Genomic DNA, 26887 nt, shown 5'->3' with positions numbered 1-26887 from the left:
ACTCTGAAGCCGTGACTGCTCCGGTCACGGAGCGATCGTGGCCTTGCCGTCCTTGACGGTGATGATGCCGAACTGGAAGTTCTGTTGCTTACCGCCACCGTCGATGTCGAACTGATCGCTGGTGGGGTAGCCGAGGCGGCCGCCTTCGTAGCCCACCGATCCCCAGGCGTCGAAGATCGGGCCGTACGGCATGGACCAGGCTCCGCTGACCGGGCTCCAGTAGATGTTGCCGGTCTCGAACTGATTGAACCGTCCGCCGTCCCGGATGGGGCCGATCTCGTTGGACTTGGGGAACCCGAGAGGTCCACTCTCCCAACCCAATTCACCGTACTTACCGAGAATCATGCCCTGCACAGAATGCACGCCCGCGTCGGGCGAGGTGTAGATCGCGCCGATCTCGAAGCCCTGCACCGAGCCGGGCTTGTTGGGTGTTGCCACCTCGTCGAGCACCGGGTATCCCAGAGGACCGCCCTCGTACCCCTGGGCTGCCCACTCGTCGAGCACGGCACCCTTGACCACATGGGCTCCGGTCTGCGGCGTGAAGTAGACCATGCCGTTCTGGAAGGCGTTGAAGCGGCCGCGGCCGTCGGGAGTGGCGATCTCGCCGGTCTTCGGGAAGCCGAGCGCACCCTCGGGGCCCTTGTTGCCCTGGTAAATACCGCCGATAGCGCCGGCAACCACCTGCGCCCCGGTGTCAGGCGTGAAGAAGACCCGACCGAAGGTGAAGTCCTGAGCTCGTCCGCCTGCGACGTTGTACTCCGCGGTGAGGCAGGGACCCAGCCACGAGTTCGCGCCGCTCGCATTGCCGATCATGCCCGCGACACTGCAGGCGGGCTTGTCGACCTCGACGCCGAGTGCCGTGGCGAGCTGCGGCCACAGCTGGTGCAACTCGAACTGCCAGTACGGCCACGAGTGCGTGCCAGACGGGCGGTAGTTGACCTGCGCGGGGATTCCGAGCTGGTTGAGCTTGGTGGCGAAGGACTGGGAAGTGAGTCGCGAGAGGATCTCGAGCCCCATACCCGCGTAGTTGGTGCTGACGCCCGGAATCGGCGACGGCTGATCGTACGGGCCGGTCGAGCCGTTGCCACTCGAGATGTAGAGGCTGACGCCCTTGAGCTTGTCGGCCAGCAGGTACGGATCGTGCTGAGCCCACAGCGAGTTGGACGGTGCGCCCCACATGGCCTTGGAGTTGTAGCCGCCGGCGTCGGTCATCGCGTACTGGATGGCCTGCGGCATGCCGAGCGAGGTGGTGGTCAGGATGCCCGACAGCGAACCGGCGAACTTGAAGAAGCCGGGGTTGCGGGCCGCGAGGAACATCGCCGACGTGCCACCCATCGACAACCCGACGACGCCACGGTTGTCGGTGCTGCGCCAGTCCTTGGCCAGGATGGGCGGCAGCTCCTTGGTCAGGAACGTCTCCCACTGGTAGTTCTTGCCGTTGTCCTGATCGACCCAGTCGGAGTAGAAGCTGGACTGTCCGCCGATCGGCAGCACGACGTTGACGTTCTTGTCGGCGAAGTAGGCCTCGGCGTCGGTCTCGGCCGTCCAGCCGTTCTCCTGGTCGGTCGCCCGGAGGCCGTCCAACATGTACACCTGCGGGAACGTGGCCTGCGGGTTGATGTTCCAGTCACGCGCGAGCAGCAGCTGCACCTGGATGGGCGTTCCCATCGAGGGCGACTGGATCCACAGCGCGACGCGGCGATCGGAGAGCCAGTCCACCGAGGTGACGGTTGCTCCACCGGTCTGGGTGTAGGCGGGGCCGGTCTGCGCCATCGGGGCGGCATGAGCAACCGGGGCTGCAGTGGCCAGCGTCGTCGTCGCGAAGGGAATCATCAGCGCGGAGGCGACAGTCACTGCTGCTGCCGCTCGCCGAGCCCGTGTGCCGGCCGATGGGGTACGACCGAACCGAACAAGCCCAGTGCGCATGATGGTGACTCTCTTTCCTGTGACAACCGAAGGTCTCGTCTCGAGACATGCTTCGTATGTCTTTCTACACGTGCCCGATGGCCACGAACAGCAGACTCGCTGTGACTGGTGGTGCGAATGTGAATTGGGGAGGCTCGGAGAGCCGGCGCTCGAACCGACAATGCCGCCCGACGCGAGAGCGTGGGGCGGCATTGTCGAAGAGCACGTTACGGAACCGAATCAGGCGTTCAGCGCGTCCAGGATCTGGGTGCGTGCCTTCCACAGCTCGGCACCCCAGTACGGCCAGGCGTGGATTCCGTTGGCCGGGAAGCTGTAGGTCGCCGGGATGCCGAGGGTGCCCATGCGGATCTGGAATGCACGGGTGTTGGCCAGCGAGAGTGCCTCGAGCGCCATGCCGTTGGCGGTGTTGTAGAAATCGATCGGCGCGGCCGGGCGGTCGAACTGGCCGGGCAGGCCACTGGCTGCGGAGATGTACAGCGACAGACCCTGCAACCTGGGTGCGAAGACGAACGGGTCGTTGCGCAGCCACGCCGGGTTCCAGGGCGGTCCCCACATGGAGTCGACGTTGAAGCGGCCGGCATCTAGCATCGCGATACGAATCGCCTCACGCATGCCCGGGGCCGAGATGTTCAGGTAACCCGAGAGCGAGCCGGCGAACTTGAACTGGTCGCGGTGGTACGCGGCGAGCGTCAGGGCAGCCGAACCACCCATCGACAGTCCGAGAACACCGTTGTTGTTGCGCGAGACGCCGTAGTTCTCCAGGAACGCCGGGAGCTCCTGCGTCAGGAACGTTTCCCACTTGTAGGTGACTTCCTGGCCGTTGAAGTTCGACGAGGTGTACCAGTCGCTGTAGAAGCTGGACTGTCCACCGACGGGCATGACCAGAGTCACGTCGTCGTTGGCGAACTGATCCTGCGCGTTGGTCTCGAAGGTCCAGGCGTTGCGATCGTCGCGGGCACGCAGGCCGTCGAGCAGGTAGAGAGCAGCGTTTCCGCCGCGTGCCGCCCACTGGACCTGGACCTTGATCGGACCCATCTCGGACGGGACGATCAGGTCCTCGCGGCCACCGGCCGGGGTCTGATGGACGACGGCAGTGGGGGCAGCGACTGCGACTGCGCCGCCGACGACACCGGCTGCGATCGGCAGAACGAGTGCGGCAGCACCCACGCCGAGCAGGCGCTGACGCCAGCGTGATGACGCCTTCGGGTTACTGCTGAGGCCGGCAAATCGCATGAATCGTGCTCTCTCTCATCTACGCGGTCTCCGCTGTCGTAGCGGCCCCCGGCAATCGAACAGGGCTGACTGACGGCCCATGAGGCCGGGGTGAAGCTGTGGTGTGTCGAAACGTCGAGGTTCTGCTGCATAACAGGCGAACCGCTCGATGGAGGTTATTCCATCGAGCGGTTCCAAGGCAAAACTGTGATCAGCGTCCCAGTTTCGCCTCTGCGAGTTTCTGAAACAGGAGACTATCCTGCGCGGTCCCCGCTGAACAGCCCTGAAAAGTCGTGAAATATCACTACAGGGCCGAAAGCGGGGACTGCGACAGCAAACGCTGCCGGGTGGATCAGTTACCGATGTTGGCGCTCAGGTCCGGTGCCATGACGCGGATCTGCTCGCCCCAGTAGCCCCACTGGTGGGTACCGACGGCCGGGAATGCATACGTGACGTTGTTGGCACCGATGCTCGCCATGCGGATCTGGAAGGCACGGCTGTTCGCCAAGGCGATGGCCTCGAGGCCCATACCGTTCGCGGTGTTGTAGTAATCGATGAAGCTCTGCGGGCGATCGAGACCGCCGGGCAGACCGCTGCCTGCGAAGACCCACACGCGCGTGCCGTTGTCACGCAAGCGAGGCGCGAAGACGAACGGGTCGTTGCGCAGCCACGCCGGATCCCACGGCGGGCCCCACATCGCGTCGATGTTGTAGCGGCCGGAGTCCAGCAGTGCCAGGCGCATGGCCTCGCGCATGCCGGGTGCGGAGATGTTCAGGTAGCCCGACAGCGAACCGGCATAGCTGAACTGGTCCGGGTGGTATGCAGCCAGCGTGAGGGCTGCGGAGCCGCCCATCGAGATGCCGATGACACCGTTGCGGTTCGGGTTGAAGCCGTAGTTCGCGCGCAGGTTCTCGCGGAGGTTCTGCGTCAGGAAGGTTTCCCACCTGTAGGTGGTCTTCTGACCGTTGAAGTTGGACGGTGCGTACCAGTCGGAGTAGAAGCTCGACTGTCCACCGACCGGCTCGACGACGTTGATGTTCCACGAGGCGAGAACTGCTCCGGCGTCGGTCTCGTGCTCCCAGCCCGAGATGTCCGTCGTGGCGCGCAGGCCGTCGAGCAGGTAGACGACGCGGTTGGTGTTACCGTCCGCTGCCCGCCACACCCGGCTCTTGATCGGGCCCATGCTCGAGTCCGTCCAGACGTCGATGGCATTGCCGTCGAACGCTGCGTTGGCAGTTGCGCCACCGCCCGCCACGGCCAATCCCAGTGGTAGCACCACTGCCATCAGCATGGATGTTGCGGCGCGGCGTCCCCAGGAGCCCGCTCGCTTGTCCCCGGACCGGCTCTTCCATCTACCCAGCATGCACTCGACCTCTCAGCAGCTTCGTCACATCGGTTACGCAATCAACGATTGATCTCGCAAGTTCATCATGTACGCGCCCGACCCAGGGTCTGGCGCATACATATCCTCCGCACTTATCGCACGAAGTACGTCGTCCGTTACAGGATCGAGACAGCTCATCTTCGCGTCGAGACCGAATCGGCGCAACCCGGTGATCTTCTCGTGTTCTGCTGGCTAATTATCGGCCTTCAATACAGGCGCCGGAAGATCACATCGCTGTATTTCGTATTTCGGCACCCGGTCGAATCGATAACCGGCATAGAACAACGAACGTTTCACATTCCGGACGAACAGATCCTTCGTCAACGGTGCTCGGTAGGACGTCAGCATTTCCTGGGTGTCCGGGCAGGTCAACGCCACCTGAGCTTCGGTCACCCAGTCCTCGTCCATGTACCAGGGCAGGTACGGATGGATGCCGACCAGTCCCAGATCGGCGACGACCCAGTCCGGGTAGAGGTTCTTGTCGTGACCGATACGGCCGTTCTCGAGGCGTTCGGTGTGCGATGCCAACGGGTACGCGAGCCCCATCTGATCGATGACCCGCACGTCGAGGCCGACGTTCATGCTCGTCATCCCCAGGTTGAGGAAGTAGACGGTGTGACCGAATCCACCCTCGGGGATCGGGAGGGGCGGCGGGACGACATCCCAGTAGGTGAATTGCGCGGACGGCAGCAGCAATCCGCCGTCCGGGGTGTCGTCGATCGCCTGAACCATTGCCCGCATCCGCGGATAGTCGAGATAGTCCGACGCCAGGATCGGATGAGCGTGCCCGGTGTTGAGCGAATAGAACGCTCGTTCGTCGACGATTCCGCTTCGTCCGACGATCGAGCCCTGGGGCATTCCCGTCGTGTTCGCCGCAATCAGAGCCCAGACGACGATCCCACCCCAGACGAATACATCTGCGACGAAAACAGCAGTCGCACGATTACCGGACCATCGTTGCGGGAGCGCGACGGGCAATATCGAAATGGGCAACAGCAGCGTGAACAGGGCGGGCAACAATGTTCGCCCGTGCATGAAATCGCCACCGACTCGAATCGCGTAGACCGCGAGCAACAATCCACTGACGAGCACGAATACGACGACAGCGGTCGGCGTGCGCAACGCGGCGAGCAGGCCGCCCACTGTTCTGGGCAGCGTCGGGCGCACTCGTGTCACCGACAGGGCGGCACCGAGCAGGAGCAGCACCAGCGGGAGCCACAGTAGGTACGGTCCCATCAGGTTGGTCAGATACGCCCACCCTTGCGACCACTTGGCACCGCCGGCGTCCTTGGACACTGCGGTGTTGGGGTACGGAAGGCCGTAGTAGCCCATGCGCCAAATTTGGTACAGCACGGGAACCGCGCCCGCGAATGCGAACACGCGCAGCCTCGACAACCACGTCTGCGGGGCGAGGAAGATCATCGCCAGTGCCAGAACCGACACGATGGACAGCTCGGGGCGCACCAGCGGGCCCAGGCCCGCGAAGAAGGCCAGCAGCAGCAGTTCGACGCCACCTCCGCGGCGCTGCCCCCAGCGCACCATCAGCAGCCACAAAACCGCCAGCCAGAAGATGACCAGGCAGGTCTCCAGCCCGGACGTCGCGAAGTCACGGGCCGGCGGTACCGCGATGTACACCAGGACGCCCGCGGGGAGGAAGAGAGTGCGTGACGCAGTGCGCCCACGCAGGGCGAATGTGCCGATCATCGCGATGACGACGGCCGCTGTGGACAGCACGAGCGCGATCGTCAGGACCACGTACTCGAGCCGGCCGTCGCTGAGCCAGCTACCCGCGTAGACGAGGTAGGTCCAGATGGTGCTGGTGTTGGTCTCGACCCGCTCGCCCGCGTTGAACACCGGGCCGTTGCCGGCCAACAGGTTGCGGACGGTGCGCAGGACGATCAGGCCGTCGTCGGCGATCCAGCGACGTTCCCAGGCACCCCACAGAAACAGGGCACCGGTGACGACGGTCCCGACCCAGAAGACCGCCCTGGTCGAGACCGCCGGTGCCGGGGTGTCTTCTCGCGTGTCTCGCTGGTCAGGCGAGGTAGACAGCGACACCAACCACTCCGATCCACGCTATGGCGAGTAGCTGGAGAACCCTGTCTCCCAACGCGATCTCTTCGGGTTCGCCTGCCTCGCCGCCGTCTACATCCACTGCGTATCGCAGGATTGCGATAGTAAACGGAATCATCGAGATGGCGAACCAGTTGGAGTCCGTTTCGGCGTCCTGCTGAAAAGCCCACAGGCCGTAGCAGATGACGACGGCCGTCGCGGACAGCGTCCACACGAAGCGCAGATATGTCGTGGTGTAGTTCTCGAGCGACTTACGGATCTTCGCCCCGGTGCGTTCGGCCAGTTGCAGCTCGGCGTAGCGCTTGCCCGCCGCCATGAACAGCGAGCCGAACGCCATGATCAGCAGGAACCACTGCGAGAGCGGGATCGAGGCAGCGACGCCACCGGCGATCGCGCGGAGCAGGAAGCCCGAGGAGACGATGCAGATGTCGAGCACGGCCTGGTGCTTGAGGCCGAAGCAGTACGCCAGCTGGATGACGATGTAGACGCCGATGACCAGCGCGAGCTTCCAGTTCGCGAAGAACGACAGGCCGACGGCGAGTCCGAGCGACACCACGGCCATCGCGTAGGCGATCGTGACGGGCAGGACTCCTGCCGCGATCGGCCGGAACCGCTTGGTGGGGTGCGCGCGGTCGGCCTCGACGTCCATGGCGTCGTTGACCAGGTAGACACCGGAGGCGGCGAAGCAGAACACGATGAACGCGAGCGCGACGGACAGCAGCACGTCGCGATCGGTGACCGAGCCTGCCGCCAACGGCGCGGCCAGGACCAGCACGTTCTTGACCCACTGACGCGGGCGAAGCGCCTTGACGATGCCGTCCGCCAGATTCTTCGGCGGTGCGCCTACGGGTGCGGCATCCTCGCTCATTTGTCTCCTTCGAACTTCACGACGGCAGCAGCCGTCAACGCGCCGAGTGCAGATCCGGCCAGCACATCGGTGGGGTAATGGACTCCGAGCACCAAGCGCGAGAGCAACATGGGTGGGACGAGGACCGCCGGTAACGGTAGCCCGGTCACGCGGCCGAGGAGAACCGCAGCCGCTGTGGTGGATGTCGCATGCGACGACGGGAAACTCAGCTTGCTCGGCGTCGAGACATTGATCCGGACGGCCGGATCGTGGGGACGCGGCCTGCGCACGATGCGCTTGATGACGATGGACGCGGCATGTGATCCGACGGCACCGACGGCCACCGACGCCCACTGGCGTCGCCGCGGCGCGTCCAGAGCAGCGCCGATACCTGCGATCGCCACCCAGCCGAGGGCATGTTCGCCGAAGTGCGACATCCCGCGCGCGACGGTGATCGCACCGGGGGCGCTACCGACCGTGGCCTGCACCTTTTCGAGGATGCGCACTTCGGTCGGCACCTCGGTCTGGCCTTTACGCCTGGTAACGAAAGACACGTTCCCACGTTTCCTTACTGGTCAGGTGCGGCACGGCATCACGGTATCGAGCCTTGAGAGCAGGGAATTCGGCTGCCAACTGCTTGCGCAACGACAGCGCTTCCTTCAGCAATGCCGCGGCCTGCGCGCGGTCGCGCTTGCGGTAGACGACACCTCGGCCGTCCGCTGTCGTGACGGTGACGCCGTCGACCTGGGACAGCAGGAACCATCGTGCGTCGAGAGTCGGCACGTTGAGCTGCGGACGCTCGTGGTGCTGCTCGTGCGCAGGCTTGACGTTGTGCAACAAGCCCTTGGCCAGACGACGGACCTTGGAGATCGGGTTGGTCGGCAGGCCGACGGCTCCGACTTCCTCACCCGATGCGAGCGGCAACTCCGTGGAACTGCCGACGACGACGGCGTCGGGGAATTCCTTGCGCAGTGCGTGCACCGTCGGAAGTGCCGTGGGCAAGATCTCGAGGATGTGCTCGGGACCGGCCAGGAAGTCACGAATCGCGAGGTTCTGGATGGCGACCGTCGAGTACTCGAGGCACAGCAAGTGCTTGACGGTGGCCTTGATCGTGTCGAGCACCAGGCCCTTGCCGTCGCCCGGCATGTGCAGCGACGCAACAACGAGACGGTTGCGCAGGTGGAAGTACGCCTGCCAGTCGATGGCGTCGTCCTTGTCGCTCCACGCCATGTGCCAGATCGCGGCACCCGGCAGCGTCACCGTCGGGTAGCCGGCTTCGCGTGCACGCAAGCCGTATTCGGCGTCGTCCCACTTGATGAACAGGGGCAGTGGCTGCCCGAGTTCCTCGGCGACGACGCGCGGGATCATGCACATCCACCAGCCGTTGTAATCGACGTCGATGCGGCGGTGCAGCAGCTTGCTGGTGCGCAGCGGATCCTCGGAGAAGTCGTGGTCGTATTCGACGTTCTGCGCGCCGGTCCACATGAAGTTCCCGCGGTCGATCACTTCACCCATGACGTGCAGGTGACTACGCGCCTGCAGATTCAGCATCTGGCCGCCGACGAGCGTGGGCACCTTGGCGAAACGCGACATCGCCAACGCCCGCAGAATCGAGTCGGGCTCGATCTCGATGTCGTCGTCCATGAACAGAATGTGTTGGCAGGCAGTGTTGTTCAGCGCCTCGTACATGATCCGGCTGTAGCCGCCGGACCCACCGAGGTTCGCCTGATCGTGGATGGCGAGTCGCCCGCCGAGGGCCGCTGCGGCCTCGTCGAAGCCGGGTTCGTCCTTTGCCTTGCGGGTGCCCTGATCCGGCATGATGACGGCCTGGATCACGTCGAGCACCAGCGGGTCCGAGCCAAGGGCGACAAGCGCTTTGACGGCGTCGGTCGGTCGGTTGAATGTGGGGATACCCACGGCGACGGTCGCCTCACCGGGAGCGTCGATCGGCGCGTACCAACCGGCACTCTCGAGGACCACCTCGGAATCGGAGGTGATGTCGAACCAGATCCACCCGCCGTCCTCGAACGGGCCGAGGTCGATCAGAAACTCTTGCGCCGCATCGCCGTCCACGGCCTCGCGGCCCTCGACGTGGATGCGCGACGCATCGGCCTTGGACCGGTAGACGTCGATTCGGCAGTGGCCGGACACCTCGACGCGCAGCACCACGGACTTCAGGATGCTGTAGCGCCGCCAGTAGCTCGCCGGGAATGCGTTGAAGTACGTGCAGAACGACACCTCGGACTCGCCGCCGATGGTGAGCGAGGTACGCGAGAGCGAGTGCGCGCGTTTGGCATTGGTGGTCGCTTCTTCGAGGTACAGCGTGCGCACGTCGAGCGGCTCACCCGAACGGGGCAGCAGTACACGCTGCAACAGCGATTTTCCGAGGACCGGCGCGACGTCTGCCACCCCGTCCTCGAGCAGGTGCTTGGCGGTCATTTGTCCCCCGCCAGGGCGGTGCCGGTCTCGAAGTGCGGGGCCAGGGTGTTGTCGTACATGTTCAGTGCGCTCGCGATGGCCATGTGCATGTCGAGGTACTGGTACGTGCCGAGTCGGCCACCGAACAGCACTCCGTTGGAGGCAGTTTCGGCCTTCGCGCGGTTGCGGTACGCCTCGAGCTTCTGCCGGTCGTCGGGGGTGTTGATCGGGTAGTACGGCTCGTCGCCGCTCTCGGCGAAACGTGAGAACTCGCGCATGATGACCGTCTTGTCGGTCGGGTACTCACGCTCGGGATGGAAATGGCGGAACTCGTGGATCCGAATGAACGGCACGTCGCCGTCGTTGTAATTCATCACCGGCGTTCCCTGGAAATCGCCGACCGGGAGCACCTCGGTCTCGAAATCGATGGTGCGCCAGCCCAGTTCGCCCTCGGAGTAGTCGAAGTAGCGGTCCAGCGGCCCGGTGTAGACGATCGGGGCGTTTGGGCTCTCGGCGACCAACTCGTCGCGAACGTCGAACCAGTCGGTGTTCAGGCGAACGTCGATCTTCTCGTCGCGTGTCATGTTCTCGAGCCACGCGGTGTAGCCGTCGACCGGCAGACCCTCGTAGGTGTCGTTGAAGTAGCGGTTGTCGAAGGTGTAGCGCACCGGCAACCGGGTGATGTTGCCCGCGGGGAGTTCCTTCGGATCGGTCTGCCACTGCTTGGCCGTGTAGTCCCGGATGAATGCCTCGTACAGCGGACGTCCGATCAGCGAGATCGCCTTCTCCTCGAAGTTCTGCGCGTCCTTGGAGTCGAACTCACTGGACTGATCCTCGATCAGGGCCCGCGCCTCGGCCGGGGAGAAGAACTTTCCGAAGAACTGCGAGATCAGCCCCAGGCCCATCGGGAACTGGTACGACTGACCGTTGTGCAGCGCGAAGACGCGGTGCTGGTAGCCGGTGAAGTCGGTGAACTGGTTGACGTAGTCCCACACGCGCTTGTTGGACGTGTGGAACAGGTGCGCACCGTACTTATGAATCTCGATACCCGTCTCGGGCTCGGCCTCCGAGTACGCGTTGCCGCCCAGGTGGTGCCGCCGATCGAGAACGAGAACACGCTTGCCCAGCTGGGACGCCGCCCGTTCTGCCACGGTCAGACCGAAGAACCCGGATCCGACGACGATGAGGTCGTAGCGGCCGGTCGCGGTGGCGTCGGAAGAGGTGGTCTCGGGGCTTACAGCAGTCACGGGCAACCAGGGTATCCGACGATCGTGACGGCTCCACCCCGCCAGGCACCGCCCGGCCGGTCCGGTGTCAACCTGGCAGGCGTCGGAGCAGGTAGGTATCCATCACCCAGCCGTGCGCCTCTTTGACCTCGGCGCGGGCGCGGCGAATGTCGTCGAGCACGGCGTCGAGCGGCCCGGCCACGAGCTTCTCGTCGGTCGTACCCAGGTTGGCTCCCCAGTGGATGCCCCAGCCTGCGCCGGTCAGCGCACTGCAGGCCAGGTTGCCGTCGAGCATGACGACGAGGTTGTCCAGCCCGGCTGCGACGTCGCCGGCCAGGTTTCTGCCGGTGGTGATGACGATCGGGCCCCCGATGCGATTGAGCACGAGTCGATGACTCGCCGCCAGCATGGACACGCTGGAGATGCCGGGTGTGACATCGAACTCGATGTCGCCGCGCAGTTCGGCGATCCGCTCGACGACGCGGATAGTGCTGTCGTAGAGCGCCGGGTCGCCCCAGACGAGAAACCCGACGACGGTGCCGTCGGCGAGACCGTCGAGCACGTCGGCGTACGCCCGGGCGCGGGCGTCGTGCCAATCGAGGACGGCGGTCTCGTACTGCCGAGGTGACCGGTCGCGTGGGGGGTCGGGCACCTCGACGACCTGGTAGCTGCCACCGTGGTGGCGCTCGAGGATCTCCTGCCTGGCTGCTGCCAGATCCCCGACGGACGCGCCCTTGTCGGCCACGATGAACACGTCCACAGCCCGCAGCTTCTCGACGGCTTGCACCGTCACCTGATCCGGGTGACCACCGCCGATGCCGATCAGATGGATTTTCACGAGCGGTCCCGGCAGGCGTCGTACAGGTGGGATTCGGCGACGACGCGACGAGCCAGAGCAGGACCGACGAGGATCACCGCAGCTTGCCGCAGCCCGGCGGCCTCGACCTGGTCGGCGATGTCGCCCAGGGTGCCGCGAAGAATCAGCTCGTCCGGCTTGCTGGCGTGGAAGACGACTGCGGCGGGGCACTCCGGACCGTAGAACTCCGTCAGTTCGTCGGCGATGATGCGGGTGCGTGTGATCGCCAGGTGCAGCGCAAGCGTTGCCCTGGTAGCGGCGAAGTTCTTCAGCGCTTCGGTATCGGGCATCGCCGTCGAGCGGGCCTGCGCGCGGGTGAGCACCACCGATTGCGTCACTTCGGGAACGGTCAGCTCGACGCCCAACGTGGCCGCAGCGGCCGCGTAGGCGGGCACTCCCGGCGTGATGTCCCACGGCACACCCGCGGCGTCGAGTCGAGCCGACTGTTCTGCGATCGCGGAGTAGAGGGACGGATCACCCGAGCACAGGCGCGCGACGTCGTCCCCGCGCTGGTCGGCGGCGACGAGTTCGGCGGTGATGGCATCGAGATCGAGCTTCGCGGTGTCGACCAGGCGAGTACCGGCCGAGCAATGTTCGAGGATCGCGTCGTCGATATAGGTACCGGCGTAGACACACACCGGACTGGATCGCAGGAACTCGACGGCCCGCAACGTGAGCAGGTCTGCCGCTCCGGGTCCGGCTCCGATGAAGTGCACAGTCACAGGTGGAAAGCGTAGGGGGCGGGAGTGGAGCCTGCGGAATGACCCATGAAGGCGGGAGTGGAGCCTGCGGAATGACCCATGAAGGCGGGAGTGGAGCCTGCGGAATGACCCAGGAATGCAAGCCCCGACGCGCCGCGCCACTGGAACTTCCCGGCTGTGGCTAACTGTCAAGCTAAGGTTTAGCCTTGTGTCTGATGGGACTCATGTTGCTGATGTGATTCATGTTGTTCAGCAGTGGAGATCCTACGACGCGTACCTACCACCAACCAGGGAGTACCGCCTTGCCGAACCGTCGAACGAAGCCGTCGATCGTTCTCGGTGCTGTCGCACTACTCGCCGTCGCGACCCCGTTTGCGGTCGCAGGGCTGACAGACAGCACGACCACCGGAGTTCGACCGGCCAACGAGACAACCCCGGTCACCGTGCCGACGAAGATCGTCGAGACCGCGCTGAGCGCTGCACCGGACATCGTCGTTCCGCTGCAGGAGCTCACCGGCCTGCCGTTGCCCGATCTACGGCTCTCCGATCTGAAATACCTGCCGTTGCCGGATTCCATCGTGATCCCGCCGATCGAGATTCCCGACATCCCGGGTCTCACGACGCCGGCTCCGGGTGGCGCAACCGCGCAGGCCCCGATCCCCAGGGTGGACGCCTCGGCACCGGTCAATCCTGAAGCGGCCGACCCCACCGGGCCGCCGCTCGGAGCCGCAGTCAAGGAGATCTCGCAGGACACCCCGTTCAGCATGGTGGCGTTGACCTCCGAGCAGCTGAACGGCGCGAGCGCGCAGGTTCGACGTCAGCTCGAGGACGGATCCTGGGGCCCGTGGCTGCAGACCGCACCGGTGGACACCACTGCGAGCGACGCCGTTCCCGCTGCGGAAAAGCAGGGCACCGAACCGATCTTCGTGGGACTCACCAAGGCCGTGCAGGTGCTGTTGACTCCGCTGACGAGCAGTGCAGCTCCCGAAAGCTTTGCAACGCCGCCGGTTCCGGAGGTCCCGGTTGTTCCGCTGCCTTCCGATGCCTCCGCACCTGCACCTGCTCCCGCCGTTGCCGAGCAGCCATTGGGCTACACGCCCGCGTCGTCGAGCAAGCCGCTGCGCCAACAGGATCCGGCACCGATAGAGCCTGCTGCGCCCGAAGCCGCTCCTGAGGTGTCGGCCGAGCAGTTGGCGTCGGCAGTGAGCGACATCAGCGCCGTGCTCATCACCCCCGGCACATCCCCCGCCGATTCCGCACTCAGCGACCTCGCCACTCCGGTGGCAGGCGATGCAGGCCCCAACGTCATCACCCGCGCCCAGTGGGGTGCCGACGAGTCGATCCGTTGTGCCAACCCGACAATCGACGATTTCATCGGCGGTGCCACCGTGCACCACACCGCAGGCAGCAACGATTACTCGAAGTCCGAATCGGCCGAGATCGTCCGCGCCATCTACGCGTACCACGCGCAGACTCTGGGCTGGTGCGACATCGGCTACAACGCACTCGTCGACAAGTACGGCCAGATCTTCGAGGGTCGCGCCGGCGGCCTGGACAAGCCGGTCCAGGGTGCGCACGCGGGCGGATTCAACGAGAACACCGTCGGAGTGGCCATGATGGGCGACTACTCCACTCAGGATCCGTCGCAGGAGACCGTCGATTCGGTCGGCAAGTTCCTCGGCTGGCGACTCGGTAAGGCCGGTCTGGATCCCAAGGGGACCACGACGATGACCTCCGAGGGAACGGATTTCACGTTCATCGGCAAAGGCAAAACCGTCGACCTGCCGGTGATCTTCGGTCACCGCGACGTCGGCAACACCGAATGCCCCGGTGATGCCGGATACGCCAGGCTCGGGGAGATCCGCGACATCGCGGCCGCGAACCTCGGCAGTGGCGGCGACGTCACACCGGCAGCACCCGAGACCGCGCCCGATGCCACCGCACCGGACACCGCGGTGACCGACCCGGCACCGTCACGCCCGGGCACCGACGTCAGTTCGACTCTGGGCGAGAACATCCCGGCGCTGGTCGCCGAGTTGCAGCGTCTCGCATCGACCAGTCCTGTTGCACAGAAGTGGTTGGCCTCGGGCGGCGAGACCGGCTCACTCGGTGTGCCGGTGAGCGGCCTGGTGCAGGTGAGCGGCGGCCGCGAGAAGGCGCAGTTCCAGAACGGCGAGATCATCACCAACATGGCCGGACAGGCTGTGGCCGTCATCGGCAAGATCTTCCAGCAGTACCTGCAGCAGGGTGGCGTCGACGGCGTCCTCGGTCTGCCGATCACCGACGAGTTCAAGGTGCCGGAGGGCTTCCGCACGGACTTCGAGAACGGTTCGTTGATCTTCAACGAGCTCACCGGAATCGTCACCACGGTGATCAAGACGTACAACGACACGTACAACGCAGAAATGCAGAAGCCGGTCGCCGCGCCGGTGGAGCCGGCACCTGTTGCCGAGCCCGCTCCGGCACCGGAGCCCGCACCCGCGGGCTGAGTTCAGACAGTCGACAAGGGCCGAGTCACCGTGGTGACTCGGCCCTTGTCGTGTTCGATGCGCCCCTGTACCGGCGTATCACCACCAGCGTTCGAGTACCTGCGCCACTCCGTCGTCTGCGTTGGTGACGGTCACTTCGTCCGCGGCGGCGACGGCAGCCGGATGCGCGTTGCCCATGGCGACGCCCAGGCCGACCATCGACAGCATCGGGACGTCGTTGGGCATGTCCCCGAAGGCGACGATGTCGGCGACGTCCACGGACAGGGTCTCGGCGACCTTCGCCAGGCCCGACGCCTTCGTGACGCCCGGGGCCGACAGTTCGATGAGCCCGTTGTCGGTGGAGAAGGTCAGGTCGGCGCGGCCGGAGATCAGCGGCGAGAGAATGTTTGCCATATGGCCGCTGGTCGATCCCGACAGCCGTATCAGCAGCTTCACCGCGGGGACGTCGACGACGTCGTCCTCGGACATCTCGACGTTGTCGGGATTGAGCCACGCGTGCTCGTAGCCGGGCGAGCTGACGAACTGCGGCGTCGCCGCGTCGTGCGCCGATCGACCGACGCGCTCGGCCGCGAGACCGCAGCCGGGTAGCGCGCGGTACGCGACGTCGGCCAGCCACTGCAGCGTCTCGACATCGAGGGTCTCCGCACTGAGCACGCGATCGGTGGCCGCGTCGTAGATGACCGCACCGTTGGCGCACACCGACATCGGCGCGTATCCGAGACCGTCGACGACGGGGTGGATCCACCGCGGCGGCCTACCGGTGGACAGCACGAACGGCACTCCGTCCGCTACGACGGCTGCGACAGCTCGCTTGGTGCGTTCACTGACACGTTCGTGCTGGTCGAGCAGGGTCCCGTCGACATCGCTGGCGACGAGGCGAGGGGCGAGGCGGGTGGTGTTCGGCGCGTTGGTCATCGTGACGTCATTCTGCCCTAGTGTCGAAGGACCCTGTTTTCGACATGCACGTCTTCGATGTGGAAGGAACGGTAGATGACATCCGTGAACCGTCAGATCCGCTTGGCTCAGCGGCCCGTGGGGCGTCCCGACGAGTCGACGTGGGATCTCACCGAGGAACCCATCCCCACCCCGGGCGACGGCGAATTCGTCGTCACCGTCGACTACGTTTCCCTCGATCCCGCCATGCGCGGGTGGCTCAACGATGCGCGCTCGTATGTGCCTCCCGTCGGCATCGGTGAGGTGATGCGTGCTCATGCCGTCGGCCGCGTCCTCGAGTCTCGGCATCCGGATTACGCTGTGGGCGAGGTTGTTTCGGGCTCGTTCGGCGTCACCGAGCATGCGATCTCGGACGGGTCGGGAGTGCAGAAGGTCGACGAATCGATCGCACCGGCACCCACCTGGCTCGGTGCCCTCGGCTTCCCGGGATTGACGGCCTACTTCGGGTTGATGGACGTCGGCAAGCTGGCCGAGGGCGATACCGTCGTCATCTCCGGGGCGGCTGGTGCCGTCGGCAGCATCGCGGGTCAGATCGCGAAAGCCAAGGGAGCCACCGTGATCGGAATTGCCGGCGGACCCGAGAAATGCGCCTGGCTCACCGAGGAGCTGGGCTTCGACGCGGCGATCGACTACAAGAACGAGTCGGTGTACAAGGCCCTGAAGGCTGCTGCACCGAAGGGCATCGACGTCTACTTCGACAACGTCGGCGGCGAGATTCTCGACGCGGCGCTCTCGCGCCTGCGTAAGGGTGCGCGAGTGGTGTTGTGCGGGGCCATCTCCGGCTACAACGCCACCGAACCGCAGCCCGGACCCGCGCACTACCTGTCCCTGCTGATCAACCGTGCGTCGATGACCGGGTTCATCATCTTCGACTATCTCGATCGCTACCAGGAAGGCGTCGACGCTCTGTCGGAGCTGCTCACCAGCGGCAAGATGACCGCGCGCGAGCAGATCGAGATCGGCGGAATCACGGCGTTCGGATCGACGCTGAATCTGTTGTTCGACGGTGCCAATACCGGCAAACTCGTCCTGGAGGTCGGCGAACGCACCCACGATTCGGAATTATGAGGACAACTCGTTCGTTGAACCCCACGTATCGCTCGATAGAGAACTAGGAGAGCACATGTCTGCAGCCACCGAAACCGCCATTCTCGCCGGAGGATGCTTCTGGGGAGCCGAGGAGCTCGTCCGCAAGCTGCCCGGGGTGGTCTCCACTCGCGTCGGCTACACCGGCGGCGAAATCCCCAACGCGACGTACCGCAACCACGGCAACCATGCCGAGGGCCTCGAAGTGATCTATGACCCCACCCAGACGTCGTACCGGGATCTGCTGGAGTTCTTCTTCCAGATTCACGACCCGACCACGAAGAATCGTCAGGGCAACGACATCGGAGCCAGCTATCGCTCGGCCATCTTCTACCTGAACGACGAGCAGAAGCGCGTGGCCGAGGACACGATCGCCGATGTCGACGCGTCGGGCCTGTGGCCGGGCAAGGTCGTCACCGAGGTGACCCCGGCAGGAGATTTCTGGGAAGCCGAGCCCGAGCACCAGGACTACCTGCAGAAGTACCCCGAGGGCTACACCTGCCACTGGGTTCGCCCGGACTGGAAGCTGCCGCGTCGCGCAACCGCCTAGGAGCGGCTGCGCCGCATGTGCATGGAACTTCGTAGCCTGCTACGAAGTTTCACTCACATGGGTAGGGCAGCCAGGTCCGACATATCGAGTACGAACCTGTACCGAACGTCGTTGGCTGCCAACCGATCGAAAGCCTCGTTCACTCGAGCGGACGGCATCGTCTCCACCTCGGCGACGATGCCGTGTTCGCCACAAAAATCAAGCAATTCCTGGGTGTATCGGCGTCCACCACTGCCCGCCGACGCCAGACTCTTCCGGCCAATCAGTAAATCCAGGAAATCGACCGTCGTCGAGCCGAGATAGCCCACTGTGCAGAGCGTTCCGTCGAGTGCGAGGCAACGTAGGTACGGCGCGAGATCGTGCTCGACGGGCACGCAGTCGATGATCAGATCGAGACCACCTGCCAGTGCGTTCATCGCGGCGTCGTCGGTCGAGACGACCACGTGATGAGCACCCAGCTCCTTCGCGTCGGCGGCTTTGCCTGCACTGGTGGTGAATACGGTGACCTCCGCCCCGAGTGCGCGGCCCAGCTTGACCGCCAGATGGCCGAGCCCGCCGATTCCGGCCACCCCCAACCTCACACCGGGGCCGACGTTCCAGCGGCGCAACGGCTCCCACACGGTGATGCCGGCACACATCAGGGGTGCCACTGCCGCTGGGTCGAGGTTCTCCGGGCGGTGGTAGACGAACCGATCGCGAACCACGTATTCGTCGGAATACGCACCGCGAGTGGTAATTCCATCGTGTCTGTCGCGCCCTCCATAGGTCAGGGTCGGGAACTCTCGACAGAAATTTTCCTGACCCACCGTGCACATATCGCACCGCCCGCACGAGTCGACGATGTTTCCGACGGCCACCGCATCGCCGACGGCAAAATCCGTGACTCCGGGACCGATCTCGGTCACCTCCCCGACGAACTCGTGCCCGGGCACCACAGGGAAGTCACCGGGATTCCGCGTCGAGTGCAGATCGGTGTGGCACACCCCGCAGTACGTCACCCGAACGGCAACGTCGTCGTCGCGAAGATCCCGCCGGTCGAATGTCCACCGCTCGAGTGCCGCGGTCTCGTCGACGGCTCTGTATCCGGTAGCTGTCCGCATGTTCGTATCCCTTCAGAAATAACCAACTGGTTGGAAACGGTAGCGGGTCGTGGGACAGTTTTCAACCAACCAGTTGGAAATGTATGGTTCTCGCATGGGCAATTCGACGGCTACCCGAGCTCGGCTGCTGGCCGCCGCCACCGAGGAGTTCGCGACGCACGGCATCGCCGGAGCACGAGTGGACCGAATCGCGGCGACGGCCGCATCGAACAAATCGTTGATCTACAGCTACTTCGGCAACAAGGACACCTTGTTCGACACCGCCTTCGACACGCGAGTCGACACCGATATCGAGAACATCGCCTTCACTCCCGGCGACCTGCCCGGGTACGCGATGAAGCTCTACGACATGTACCTCGGCGACCCCACGCTGGTACGTCTGCTGACGTGGGCCCGGCTGGAGCGAACCCCGACCGGGCCGCTGTTCGACCGCAGACCCGGACACGACGATGAGAAATTCGTCATGATCGCCGAGGCTCAACGCGCCGGGCTGCTCGTGGACGACGTAGACCCCGCGGATATCTGGTCGATGCTGATCGCGTTGGCCGGCACGTGGGCTCAGGCGGCGATCATTCACACCGCCGACCGTAGTGAGCCCGAGACGGACCACGACCGACGCCGGGCCGCCCTCGCCGCCACCGTCCGGCGTGCATTCTGCCGACCTGTCCAGAAGGGCGGGACTTCCTAGCAGGGGTAGAACTACCGCGCACGGAGCAGCCGAACTTGCGACACTGATCCGGTGACACCCGACAGAACCCCTCGGTCGATGGCCGACGTCCTTCGTTCGCCGCGCTTCTGGCTCGCTCCGATCCTTGTCGTCTCGACCCTCATGTCGTTTCTCGCGGCCCTGTATCTGGGCGGTGTTCTCGATCCACGGGGCAACTTGCACGATCTGCCCATTGCGATCGTCAACCAGGACGAGGGCGACACCCTCGCGGGTGAGCAACGCAATATCGGCAACGACATCGTCGACGGATTGATTCAGAACGTCGATTCCGAGAAGGTCGCTTTCCGCGAGGTAGGCCCGGCGCAGGCCGAATCGTTGCTGTCCACGGCCGAGGTCTACGGCTCCATCGTCATCCCCAGTGATTTCACCAAGAGAATGGGAATCCTGGCCGAGGGCAGCATCGTTCCCGGTGATATCGAGAAGCCGATCATCACCGTCTACACCAATCCGCGGGCGGGTAGCTTCGGAATGTCGCTCGTGACCGGAGTGGCCACTCCTGCATTCGAATCGGTGAATCAGACCGTGGGCCAACAGATCACCGATCAGGTTCGCCAGCAGCTCGGCGACACTCCCCTGGCGGGCGCGAGCGCTCTGACGTTGGCGCAGCCGATCAATGTGATTGTTGCCCAGCACGATCCACTGCCCGACGGTACCGGCGGTGGCCTGTCTGCGTTCTACTACGCGCTACTGCTCGTCCTGGCGGGATTCACCGGTGCGACCATCGTCAGCACCCTCGTCGACGGCTTGTTGGGGTTCACTCCAACCGAAATCGGCCCGAAGTACATCCACCGCGGACCCACCCGGATCAGCCGGTTCCAGACGCTGTTGGTCAAGTGGCTGGTGATGTTCGTTCTGGCCATGCTCGTATCCGCCCTGTACCTACTGATCAGCCACTTGCTGAGCATGCCCATCACCCATGCGTGGACCCTGTGGATGTACGGCGCGTTCGCGATCACCGCCGTCGGATTCACGGCGCTGGCGGTGATGTCCGCATTCGGCACAGCAGGGTTGCTGGTCAACTTGGTCGTCTTCATCATCCTGGCCCTGCCGTCCTCGGGTGGCACGATTCCTCTCGAGGCGAGCCCGCCGATTTTCACGTGGCTGGCCCAGTTCGAGCCGATGCATCAGATTTTCCTCGGCACCCGATCGATCCTGTACTTCAACGCCTCGCCCGACGCCGGCCTGCTGCATTCGGTGGGTATGACGTCCCTCGGGCTGCTCATCGGGCTCGTGTTCGGCCTGGTGTTCACCCTTCTCTACGACCGTAAGGGCCTCGACAGAGGCCTCGATTCTCCGGGTGTCATCAGCTGACGCCGGTACACTCGATCCAATGCTTGCCGTCAATCCAGCCGGGAGCGTGGCACCCCGACGGGCCGTCCGCGCCTATCTCGACGTCGCCATCGTCGTTCTCGTCCTCGTGGGCACCAACCTCATCGCACACTTCACCACGGTGTGGGCGAGTATCGCGACGGTTCCGATCGCCGCCGTTCTCCTGGTGATCCTGTCGAACCGTCGCGGACTCGGATGGGCCGAGCTGGGACTGTCACCCAAGCAGTGGAAGACGGGTTCGCTCTACGCACTCGGTGCCGTCGGCATCGTCCTGACGGTCATCGCCATCGGTGCATTGCTACCGATGACGCGGCCCTTCTTCATGGCCGATCGCTATGCCACCATCTCTGCGGCGCTGGTCGCCTCGATGATCGTCATTCCGCTGCAGACGGTCATCCCGGAAGAACTTGCGTTCCGTGGGGTGCTGCACGGCACGTTGGGCCGCATCTACGGTGCCCGCGGAGTCTTCGCGGCGGGATCCCTACTGTTCGGTCTGTGGCACATCGCGTCCTCGCTCGGCCTGACCGCCGGGAACGTGGGACTCAGCGGATTTCTCGGCGGCGGGCTGTTCGGGCAAATCGTCGGGATCGCGCTCGCAGTCGTCGCGACCGCAGCAGCCGGGGTCGTCTTCACCTGGCTGCGCAGCCGAAGCGGGAGTCTCATCGCACCCATCGCCCTGCACTGGTCGTTGAACGGACTCGGCGCACTGGCCGCAGCCCTCGTGTGGCACGCATCGACGAGCTGAGCGACATGAAAGACGAGCTGCACCAATACCTTCGGATCGCTCGCCAGAACATGCTGTGGAAGCTCGACGGCCTCACCGAATACCAGAAGCGACGACCGATGACGCCGACGGGAACCAACCTCTTGGGGTTGGTCAAACACCTCGCCATCGTCGAATACGGCTACTTCGGCCTCACGTTCGGTCGTGAGTTTCCAGCTCGTTTCGCGGAATTGGAAGCAGAGGGCATGGCCCGGCTGAATTCCGACATGTGGGCCACCGCCGAAGAATCGTCGGAATCCATTGTCGCCCTGTACCGCGAGGCGTGGACGTATGCCGACAAGACCATCGATTCACTCGACCTGGATGCAGCGGGACGCGTCCTGCACTGGCCTGCGGACAAACAAGAAGTGACGTTGCATCGCGTACTGGTGCATCTGTGCATCGAAACGAATCGACATGCCGGACACGCAGACATACTGCGCGAATTGATCGACAACTCCGTCGGACTGCGCCTCGGCAACGAGAACATGGCCGACGGCGACGCAGCCTGGTGGGCAGAGTACCGATCCGAGTTGGAAACCGTTGCTCTAGAGGCTGATCAAGCCCGTCCCGCCGACTGAGCCATTTTCGGCTCGACGGCTATTTTCGCGGTGTACCTGTCCAACCGCGATCGATGACCCGATTCAGCGCGACGACAGCCTGCGCGGAAATCCCGGGCAGTGATCACTGTCCGTCTACCGTTCTTTTTCTCGATTCTCACGGCCTTCCCGGAGCGCAGCTTCGATACCGGTGTCGCCCCTGCTATCGAAGCGAAGACCCCAGCCTGCCCGATCGCGCATCGGATGCACGTCCGACACGGATGTACCCCAAAATGTCTTCGGCAATAATCTGCGCCCGCGGCCAACCACGCGTTGCCCACGCATCGATGCCACGATCCCCGGTGTGGAAGGGGGTGGAATTACCAGGAGAGGGGCAAAGTTTCGGTGAGCGAGACGTGTCAGGAATTTCCGGCCATGGCGATTGTTGGCGCCCACGTGCTTAACAACGAGACCGCCACCGAAACCGAGCTGAGCCCCAAGTCCTGGGTCCGCGAGCTGACCGAGCAGATTCTCGAGCAGGGCACCACCGAGGGGGCCGAGTATCAGGGTCTGCCTGTCGTGCTGTTCACGATCACCGGGGCGAAGTCCGGCAAGAAGCGGTACGTGCCCTTGATGCGCGTCGAAGCCGACGGCAAGTACGCCATGGTCGGTTCCAACGGTGCCGGTGCCACGAACCCGTCGTGGTACTACAACATCAAGGCAAACCCCACCGTCACGGTGCAAGACGGGACGAAGGTTCTCACCCTCCAGGCCCGCGAGCTCGACGGGGCCGAGCGCGAGAAATGGTGGACGCTAGCCGTCGAGTCCTTCGCTCAGTACGCCGAATTCCAGTCCCAGACAGACCGGCAACTCCCCGTCTTCATCCTGGAGTGACCCCGGCTGTGATCCCACTTCACGCCCCGTGCACGGGCGACACCCGACGTTAGGAACAGCCTTGAAAATCGGAATCTCCACCTTCGTCACCGACGACGGGATCGACCCGGTGTCGCTGGCTCGCGCCATCGAGGAGCGTGGATTCGACTCGCTGGTTGTTGCCGAGCACACTCACATCCCAGCCAGTAGGGAGACGGCGTTTCCCACCGGCGAAGAGATGCCCGACTTCTACTATCGGACGCTCGACCCCTTCGTCACTCTGGCAGCGGCCGCAGCGGTGACATCGAAGATCGAGCTGGTCACCGGTATCACCTTGCTCATTCAGCGTGATCCCATCACCACTGCAAAAGAATCCGCCAGTATCGACCTGATCTCACGGGGCCGGTTCGTATTCGGCGTGGGAGCGGGTTGGCTCCTCGAGGAGATCCGCAACCACGGCACCGACCCGAAGACACGGGGTGCACTGTTGGACGAGCAGATCGAAGCAATCAAAGCCCTGTGGACGAACGAGCCGGCCGAGTATCACGGCAAGCACGTCGATATCGAACCCTCCTACCTCCGTCCCAAGCCGGTGCAGACACCGCACCCCCCGATATTCGTCGGCGGTGCCTCCGATGCGACGGTGAAGCGCGTCATCCGGCACGACGCCGGGTGGATAGCCAACCCACAGCCCGTCGATGTCATGTCCGCGCGCATCGATGCGATGCGCGAAGGACTCGGGCACGACGTTCCGTTGCTACAGTTCGGCACCCCCGCGGATCCCGAGTACTGGCACGCCTGCGAAGAGTTGGGATTCGGGCAGCTTGCGCTCATGCTGCCCACCGCGCCGCACGACGAATCGTTGAAAATCCTCGACGAGTACGCCGCGCTGGCGTCCGCGTACCGCGGGAGATAAGACCCTGGGCGCGTTCGGAAGTCGCGCGTCCACCCACACCGGTCCCCGCACCGATCCGGTGCGGGGACCGACCTAGCTTGCGTTCAGGAACCGGACGGCGCTGCCGGCGGTACGGGAGGCGTCGCACCATCAGCGGGTGCCGGCGGCGCGGGCGGAGTTGTGCCATCGGCCGGTGCCGGCGGCGCGGGCGGCGTCGCTCCGTCTTCTGGTGCGCACACCGCTCCCGGGCCACCTGCGCCCGGCCCACCCTTACCCGGACCACCATCGGCCGGTCCGCCCTTGCCCGGGCCACCCGCGGGAGGCGGCGGGGTTGCGCCGCTATCCGGCACGGCCGGAGTTGTTCCGTCCGCGGGTCCCGGTGGTGACGGAACCGCAGGGACCGTCGATCCGTCGCCGGAATCCGGAGTGGCAGGAGCATCAGGCACCGCAGGTACATCCGCCCCACCACCGCCATCGGTGCGCTGTCCGAGGGCAGAAGACGACGCCAAGGTCGACACGCCAGGCGAGGCGGCGGGTCCGGTGGCTGCGAACACCGCCGCCGTCACCAGGGCTCCGATGGCAAGTCCCGCTGCTGCGGTCGCGGCCAGCGGCACCCGTCCCTTCCACCGCTTGGGCTTGTTCTCCCGAGCGGTGCCGGGCTCGGGGTTCGATGCGGCGGGAATCGGTTGGGTCTGATCGTTCACGTTGACTCCTTGTTCGGACTGTTTCGGTCTGTCTCCGACACTGCCGCCGCTAGCTGAAGTCACCCTGAAGCCGAGCGCATCTTCAGGATCACTTCAGCTGGTGGGTGACAATCGAGGCATGACATACAGTTCCGCTCCCCGGGTGATGGTGGTGGAGGATTCGCTACCCATCAGGGAAGCGCTCGTGGCGGCGTTCGAGGACGCGGGTTTCACCGCCGTGTCCCTGCCCGACGGCGACGACTTCGAGCCCACGATGGCAGGCTTTCGTCCCGATGTGGTGATCCTCGACGTCATGCTGCCCGGTGCACGGGACGGGTTCGATCTCATCGACGTCGTCCGGCAGAGCAGCGACGCGGGCATCATCATGGTCACCGCGAAAGATCAGCTGGCCGACCGATTGCGGGGCCTAAGCGACGGCGCTGACGACTACGTGGTCAAGCCTTTCCAACTCGACGAGGTGGTCGCCCGCGCCAAATCCGTGCTGCGGCGTCGTGGTCGTTCTTCCGACGCGGTCCAGGTCGGTGATCTACTGGTCGACGAGCCCGCCGGAGTGGTCACTCGGGCAGGTCAGGTTCTCGATCTGACGGCGACGGAGCTCCGCTTGGCCACGTTCCTCGTCGCACAACGCGGACGTACCGTCTCCAAAACCTCCATCCTGGAATCGGTCTGGGGCTACGGCGCGTACGACGGTAACCTGGTGGAAGTTCACATCAGTGCGTTGCGTCGCAAGATGGAAGCGCATGGGCCGCGGTTGATCCATACCGTCCGCGGCTTGGGTTATGCATTGCGGGCTCCGCAGTGAAGCGGACGCCGACCCCGTCGCTCCGGATGCGGGTGGTCGCCACCGTCGTCGTGTTGTTCGCGGCACTGCTGGTGATTGTCGGATCGTCGGTGGATGTCGTTCTGGGTCAACAGCTTCGGCGTGATCTGGAGGCGCGGTTGTCGGACCGGGCAACTCGGGCTGTCGAGCTCGTGGAGAGCGGAGTCGGGCCCGGGGATCTGGTGCAGGCCCTGCAGGGCGACGCCATCCGAGTTCGGGTCACCGCTGCGGACGGCACGGTGTACGGCGCTCCCGGCAGCGGACCGCCTGGCCCGGACATCCGGCCTGCCACCCCGGCTCCGCCTGCGGGCCAGTCGCGAACTCCGAGTCCCCCTGGTCCGCCGGATACTCCTGCGCCCCCGTCCGATTCGTTCGAGATCACCGAACCGTTGCCCGACGGTTCGACGCTGTCTCTCCTCGGCGATACCACCGCTATCGCCGATGTTCGGCGACAACTGCGCATCCTCATGCTGGTAGCGGGTGCTGTGACGCTGCTACTGGCCGCCGCTGCACTCACCTTTGCCGTACGGCGAGCACTGTCCCCGCTGGACTCGATGACATCGGTCGCGCGCCGAATAACCAACGGCGACAGGGGTAGACGGCTGCTTCCCACCAAACCGAACACCGACCTCGGCCGTACTGCCTCGGCAGTGGACGAGATGCTCGACGCCCTCGAGGACGCCGAGCGCCGCGAGGCAGCAGCGGCGCGCACAGCCCGCCTCGCCGAGGAGGACATGCGGCGCTTTCTGGCCGACGCCGCACACGAGCTGCGCACTCCCGTCGCCGGGATCTCGGCGTTGGCGCAGTCGCTGCAGCGCGACGCCGAGCATCGCCCCGATCGAGTCCCACGCTGGAGCGAGCTGCTGGTCGGGGAATCGAGCAGGGCGTCACGCTTGGTGGGCGACATGCTCGATTCCGTCCGTGCGGAGAACACGTCGGATCTCGACGCAACCGATATCGATCTCGTCGACATCACCCGCCGCACCGTGGAGCGAGCTGCGCTGCTGATGCCGGATATTCGGTTCGATGTCGATGCTGCGCAACCGATTCCGGTTCACATCGATGTCGGACGCATCGAACAGATCCTGTCGAACGTACTCGACAATGCCGGTCGTTTCACCCCGTCCGGCGGCACGATTCGGGTAGCGGTCGGCAGGGACACCCACGCATTCGTCACCGTGGACGACGAAGGACCAGGTGTCGCAGAGGCGGACCGTGAGCGCATCTTCGAACGGCTCGTCAGGCTGAACTCCGCCCGTGACCGAGCGTCCGGCGGCGTCGGACTGGGGCTGTCGATCGCTCGAACACTGGCGCGCGCCCACGGCGGCGAACTCGTCTGCCTCGCAGGGCCTTCGGGCGCGCGATTCCGGCTGACTCTCCCCCTGAACGCGTGAACACCTGAAACCCCGAACATG

24 protein-coding genes are annotated in these 26887 nt (G+C 64.9%); 11 read left to right on the top strand and 13 right to left on the bottom strand.

The window, feature by feature from the left end:
• Nucleotides 1-24: 24 nt before the first annotated feature.
• The 10 genes from CH281_RS06335 to cobM all read right to left on the bottom strand — a co-directional run bounded on the left by CH281_RS06335 (nt 25) and on the right by cobM (nt 12664).
• Nucleotides 25-1926, bottom strand: coding sequence for an alpha/beta hydrolase-fold protein (locus CH281_RS06335; RefSeq protein ID WP_094693454.1), 1902 nt, complete (start codon nt 1924-1926; stop codon nt 25-27).
• Between the two features lie 219 nt (nt 1927-2145).
• Nucleotides 2146-3159, bottom strand: coding sequence for an alpha/beta hydrolase (locus CH281_RS06330; RefSeq protein WP_027494811.1), 1014 nt, complete (start codon nt 3157-3159; stop codon nt 2146-2148).
• Between the two features lie 331 nt (nt 3160-3490).
• Entirely contained in the window at nt 3491-4501 is a 1011-nt protein-coding gene (locus tag CH281_RS06325) for an alpha/beta hydrolase (protein WP_179274130.1), read from the bottom strand.
• Nucleotides 4502-4714: 213 nt separating this feature from the next.
• Complete coding sequence (zomB, locus tag CH281_RS06320) at nt 4715-6580, bottom strand: flagellar motor control protein ZomB (RefSeq protein WP_306427544.1); 1866 nt, start codon at nt 6578-6580, stop codon at nt 4715-4717.
• Nucleotides 6558-7463 carry a decaprenyl-phosphate phosphoribosyltransferase gene (locus tag CH281_RS06315; RefSeq protein ID WP_027494814.1) on the bottom strand — a complete coding sequence of 302 codons (906 nt, stop codon included), beginning with the start codon at nt 7461-7463 and terminating at the stop codon, nt 6558-6560. The genes zomB and CH281_RS06315 overlap by 23 nt, the downstream gene beginning before the upstream one ends.
• Complete coding sequence (locus tag CH281_RS06310; protein WP_174557191.1) at nt 7460-7996, bottom strand: phosphatase PAP2 family protein; 537 nt, start codon at nt 7994-7996, stop codon at nt 7460-7462. Before CH281_RS06310 ends, CH281_RS06315 begins: the two co-directional genes overlap by 4 nt.
• On the bottom strand, nt 7974-9881 hold the full coding sequence (locus CH281_RS06305) for a glycosyltransferase (RefSeq protein ID WP_032374176.1): 1908 nt from the start codon (nt 9879-9881) through the stop codon (nt 7974-7976). The genes CH281_RS06310 and CH281_RS06305 overlap by 23 nt, the downstream gene beginning before the upstream one ends.
• A complete protein-coding gene (gene glf / locus CH281_RS06300) occupies nt 9878-11107 on the bottom strand; it encodes a UDP-galactopyranose mutase (RefSeq protein ID WP_032366753.1) in 1230 nt (409 codons plus the stop codon). The genes CH281_RS06305 and glf overlap by 4 nt, the downstream gene beginning before the upstream one ends.
• A gap of 67 nt (nt 11108-11174) precedes the next feature.
• Nucleotides 11175-11924 (bottom strand): precorrin-6A synthase (deacetylating), encoded by a 750-nt coding sequence (cobF, locus tag CH281_RS06295; RefSeq protein ID WP_032407198.1) that lies wholly within the window; start codon nt 11922-11924, stop codon nt 11175-11177.
• On the bottom strand, nt 11921-12664 hold the full coding sequence (gene cobM, locus CH281_RS06290) for a precorrin-4 C(11)-methyltransferase (protein ID WP_094693452.1): 744 nt from the start codon (nt 12662-12664) through the stop codon (nt 11921-11923). The genes cobF and cobM overlap by 4 nt, the downstream gene beginning before the upstream one ends.
• A gap of 281 nt (nt 12665-12945) precedes the next feature.
• Between cobM and CH281_RS06285 the strand changes: the two genes are divergently transcribed.
• Nucleotides 12946-15132: a peptidoglycan recognition protein family protein gene (locus tag CH281_RS06285; RefSeq protein ID WP_094693450.1), complete on the top strand. Its 2187-nt coding sequence runs from the start codon at nt 12946-12948 to the stop codon at nt 15130-15132.
• A 78-nt stretch (nt 15133-15210) separates the two neighbouring features.
• Here the strand turns inward: CH281_RS06285 and CH281_RS06280 are convergent, their stop codons facing one another.
• Nucleotides 15211-16047 (bottom strand): Cof-type HAD-IIB family hydrolase, encoded by an 837-nt coding sequence (locus CH281_RS06280; RefSeq protein WP_027494821.1) that lies wholly within the window; start codon nt 16045-16047, stop codon nt 15211-15213.
• A gap of 75 nt (nt 16048-16122) precedes the next feature.
• Between CH281_RS06280 and CH281_RS06275 the strand changes: the two genes are divergently transcribed.
• Nucleotides 16123-17154 (top strand): NADP-dependent oxidoreductase, encoded by a 1032-nt coding sequence (locus tag CH281_RS06275; RefSeq protein WP_032374181.1) that lies wholly within the window; start codon nt 16123-16125, stop codon nt 17152-17154.
• Nucleotides 17155-17209: 55 nt separating this feature from the next.
• Nucleotides 17210-17722 carry a peptide-methionine (S)-S-oxide reductase MsrA gene (msrA, locus tag CH281_RS06270; protein WP_032366748.1) on the top strand — a complete coding sequence of 171 codons (513 nt, stop codon included), beginning with the start codon at nt 17210-17212 and terminating at the stop codon, nt 17720-17722.
• 53 nt (nt 17723-17775) lie between these two features.
• Here msrA and CH281_RS06265 read toward each other — a convergent pair whose 3' ends face one another.
• The gene (locus CH281_RS06265) at nt 17776-18822 is read right to left on the bottom strand and encodes an NAD(P)-dependent alcohol dehydrogenase (RefSeq protein ID WP_032366747.1); all 1047 of its coding nucleotides are present in this window, start codon (nt 18820-18822) and stop codon (nt 17776-17778) included.
• A gap of 94 nt (nt 18823-18916) precedes the next feature.
• Between CH281_RS06265 and CH281_RS06260 the strand changes: the two genes are divergently transcribed.
• The 6 genes from CH281_RS06260 to CH281_RS06235 all read left to right on the top strand — a co-directional run bounded on the left by CH281_RS06260 (nt 18917) and on the right by CH281_RS06235 (nt 23969).
• A complete protein-coding gene (locus CH281_RS06260; protein ID WP_032366746.1) occupies nt 18917-19510 on the top strand; it encodes a TetR family transcriptional regulator in 594 nt (197 codons plus the stop codon).
• Nucleotides 19511-19561: 51 nt separating this feature from the next.
• Complete coding sequence (locus tag CH281_RS06255; RefSeq protein WP_370878641.1) at nt 19562-20860, top strand: YhgE/Pip domain-containing protein; 1299 nt, start codon at nt 19562-19564, stop codon at nt 20858-20860.
• 19 nt (nt 20861-20879) lie between these two features.
• The gene (locus CH281_RS06250) at nt 20880-21623 is read left to right on the top strand and encodes a CPBP family intramembrane glutamic endopeptidase (RefSeq protein WP_027494825.1); all 744 of its coding nucleotides are present in this window, start codon (nt 20880-20882) and stop codon (nt 21621-21623) included.
• A 5-nt stretch (nt 21624-21628) separates the two neighbouring features.
• Nucleotides 21629-22222, top strand: coding sequence for a DinB family protein (locus CH281_RS06245; RefSeq protein WP_051365305.1), 594 nt, complete (start codon nt 21629-21631; stop codon nt 22220-22222).
• Between the two features lie 393 nt (nt 22223-22615).
• Entirely contained in the window at nt 22616-23074 is a 459-nt protein-coding gene (locus tag CH281_RS06240; protein WP_052053248.1) for a nitroreductase family deazaflavin-dependent oxidoreductase, read from the top strand.
• 61 nt (nt 23075-23135) lie between these two features.
• Nucleotides 23136-23969, top strand: a complete 834-nt coding sequence (locus CH281_RS06235) for an LLM class F420-dependent oxidoreductase (protein WP_094693448.1) — start codon at nt 23136-23138, stop codon at nt 23967-23969.
• An 83-nt stretch (nt 23970-24052) separates the two neighbouring features.
• Here CH281_RS06235 and CH281_RS26550 read toward each other — a convergent pair whose 3' ends face one another.
• Nucleotides 24053-24652 (bottom strand): hypothetical protein, encoded by a 600-nt coding sequence (locus CH281_RS26550; protein ID WP_143544768.1) that lies wholly within the window; start codon nt 24650-24652, stop codon nt 24053-24055.
• 118 nt (nt 24653-24770) lie between these two features.
• Here CH281_RS26550 and CH281_RS06230 point away from each other — a divergent pair, with 118 nt between their 5' ends.
• Complete coding sequence (locus CH281_RS06230; RefSeq protein WP_094621295.1) at nt 24771-25454, top strand: response regulator transcription factor; 684 nt, start codon at nt 24771-24773, stop codon at nt 25452-25454.
• Nucleotides 25451-26866 carry a sensor histidine kinase gene (locus CH281_RS06225; RefSeq protein WP_256983379.1) on the top strand — a complete coding sequence of 472 codons (1416 nt, stop codon included), beginning with the start codon at nt 25451-25453 and terminating at the stop codon, nt 26864-26866. The genes CH281_RS06230 and CH281_RS06225 overlap by 4 nt, the downstream gene beginning before the upstream one ends.
• Nucleotides 26867-26887 lie beyond the last annotated feature (21 nt).

Origin of the sequence: Rhodococcus sp. 06-221-2, from assembly GCF_002258365.1 — a bacterium.
Lineage (GTDB): Bacteria > Actinomycetota > Actinomycetes > Mycobacteriales > Mycobacteriaceae > Rhodococcoides > Rhodococcoides fascians.
The sequence above is the reverse complement of the archived record's forward strand: the minus strand, read 5'-3'. Positions and strand labels throughout refer to the sequence as shown.

Coding starts and splice junctions, on each gene's coding strand:
- CH281_RS06335 (WP_094693454.1), bottom strand. CDS start 1,926: ATGCGCACTGGGCTTGTTCGGTTCGGTCGTACCCCATCGGCCGGCACA.
- CH281_RS06330 (WP_027494811.1), bottom strand. CDS start 3,159: ATGCGATTTGCCGGCCTCAGCAGTAACCCGAAGGCGTCATCACGCTGG.
- CH281_RS06325 (WP_179274130.1), bottom strand. CDS start 4,501: ATGCTGGGTAGATGGAAGAGCCGGTCCGGGGACAAGCGAGCGGGCTCC.
- CH281_RS06315 (WP_027494814.1), bottom strand. CDS start 7,463: ATGAGCGAGGATGCCGCACCCGTAGGCGCACCGCCGAAGAATCTGGCG.
- CH281_RS06305 (WP_032374176.1), bottom strand. CDS start 9,881: ATGACCGCCAAGCACCTGCTCGAGGACGGGGTGGCAGACGTCGCGCCG.
- CH281_RS06280 (WP_027494821.1), bottom strand. CDS start 16,047: ATGACCAACGCGCCGAACACCACCCGCCTCGCCCCTCGCCTCGTCGCC.
- CH281_RS06275 (WP_032374181.1), top strand. CDS start 16,123: ATGACATCCGTGAACCGTCAGATCCGCTTGGCTCAGCGGCCCGTGGGG.
- msrA (WP_032366748.1), top strand. CDS start 17,210: ATGTCTGCAGCCACCGAAACCGCCATTCTCGCCGGAGGATGCTTCTGG.
- CH281_RS06265 (WP_032366747.1), bottom strand. CDS start 18,822: ATGCGGACAGCTACCGGATACAGAGCCGTCGACGAGACCGCGGCACTC.
- CH281_RS06260 (WP_032366746.1), top strand. CDS start 18,917: ATGGGCAATTCGACGGCTACCCGAGCTCGGCTGCTGGCCGCCGCCACC.
- CH281_RS06250 (WP_027494825.1), top strand. CDS start 20,880: ATGCTTGCCGTCAATCCAGCCGGGAGCGTGGCACCCCGACGGGCCGTC.
- CH281_RS06245 (WP_051365305.1), top strand. CDS start 21,629: ATGAAAGACGAGCTGCACCAATACCTTCGGATCGCTCGCCAGAACATG.
- CH281_RS06240 (WP_052053248.1), top strand. CDS start 22,616: ATGGCGATTGTTGGCGCCCACGTGCTTAACAACGAGACCGCCACCGAA.
- CH281_RS06230 (WP_094621295.1), top strand. CDS start 24,771: ATGACATACAGTTCCGCTCCCCGGGTGATGGTGGTGGAGGATTCGCTA.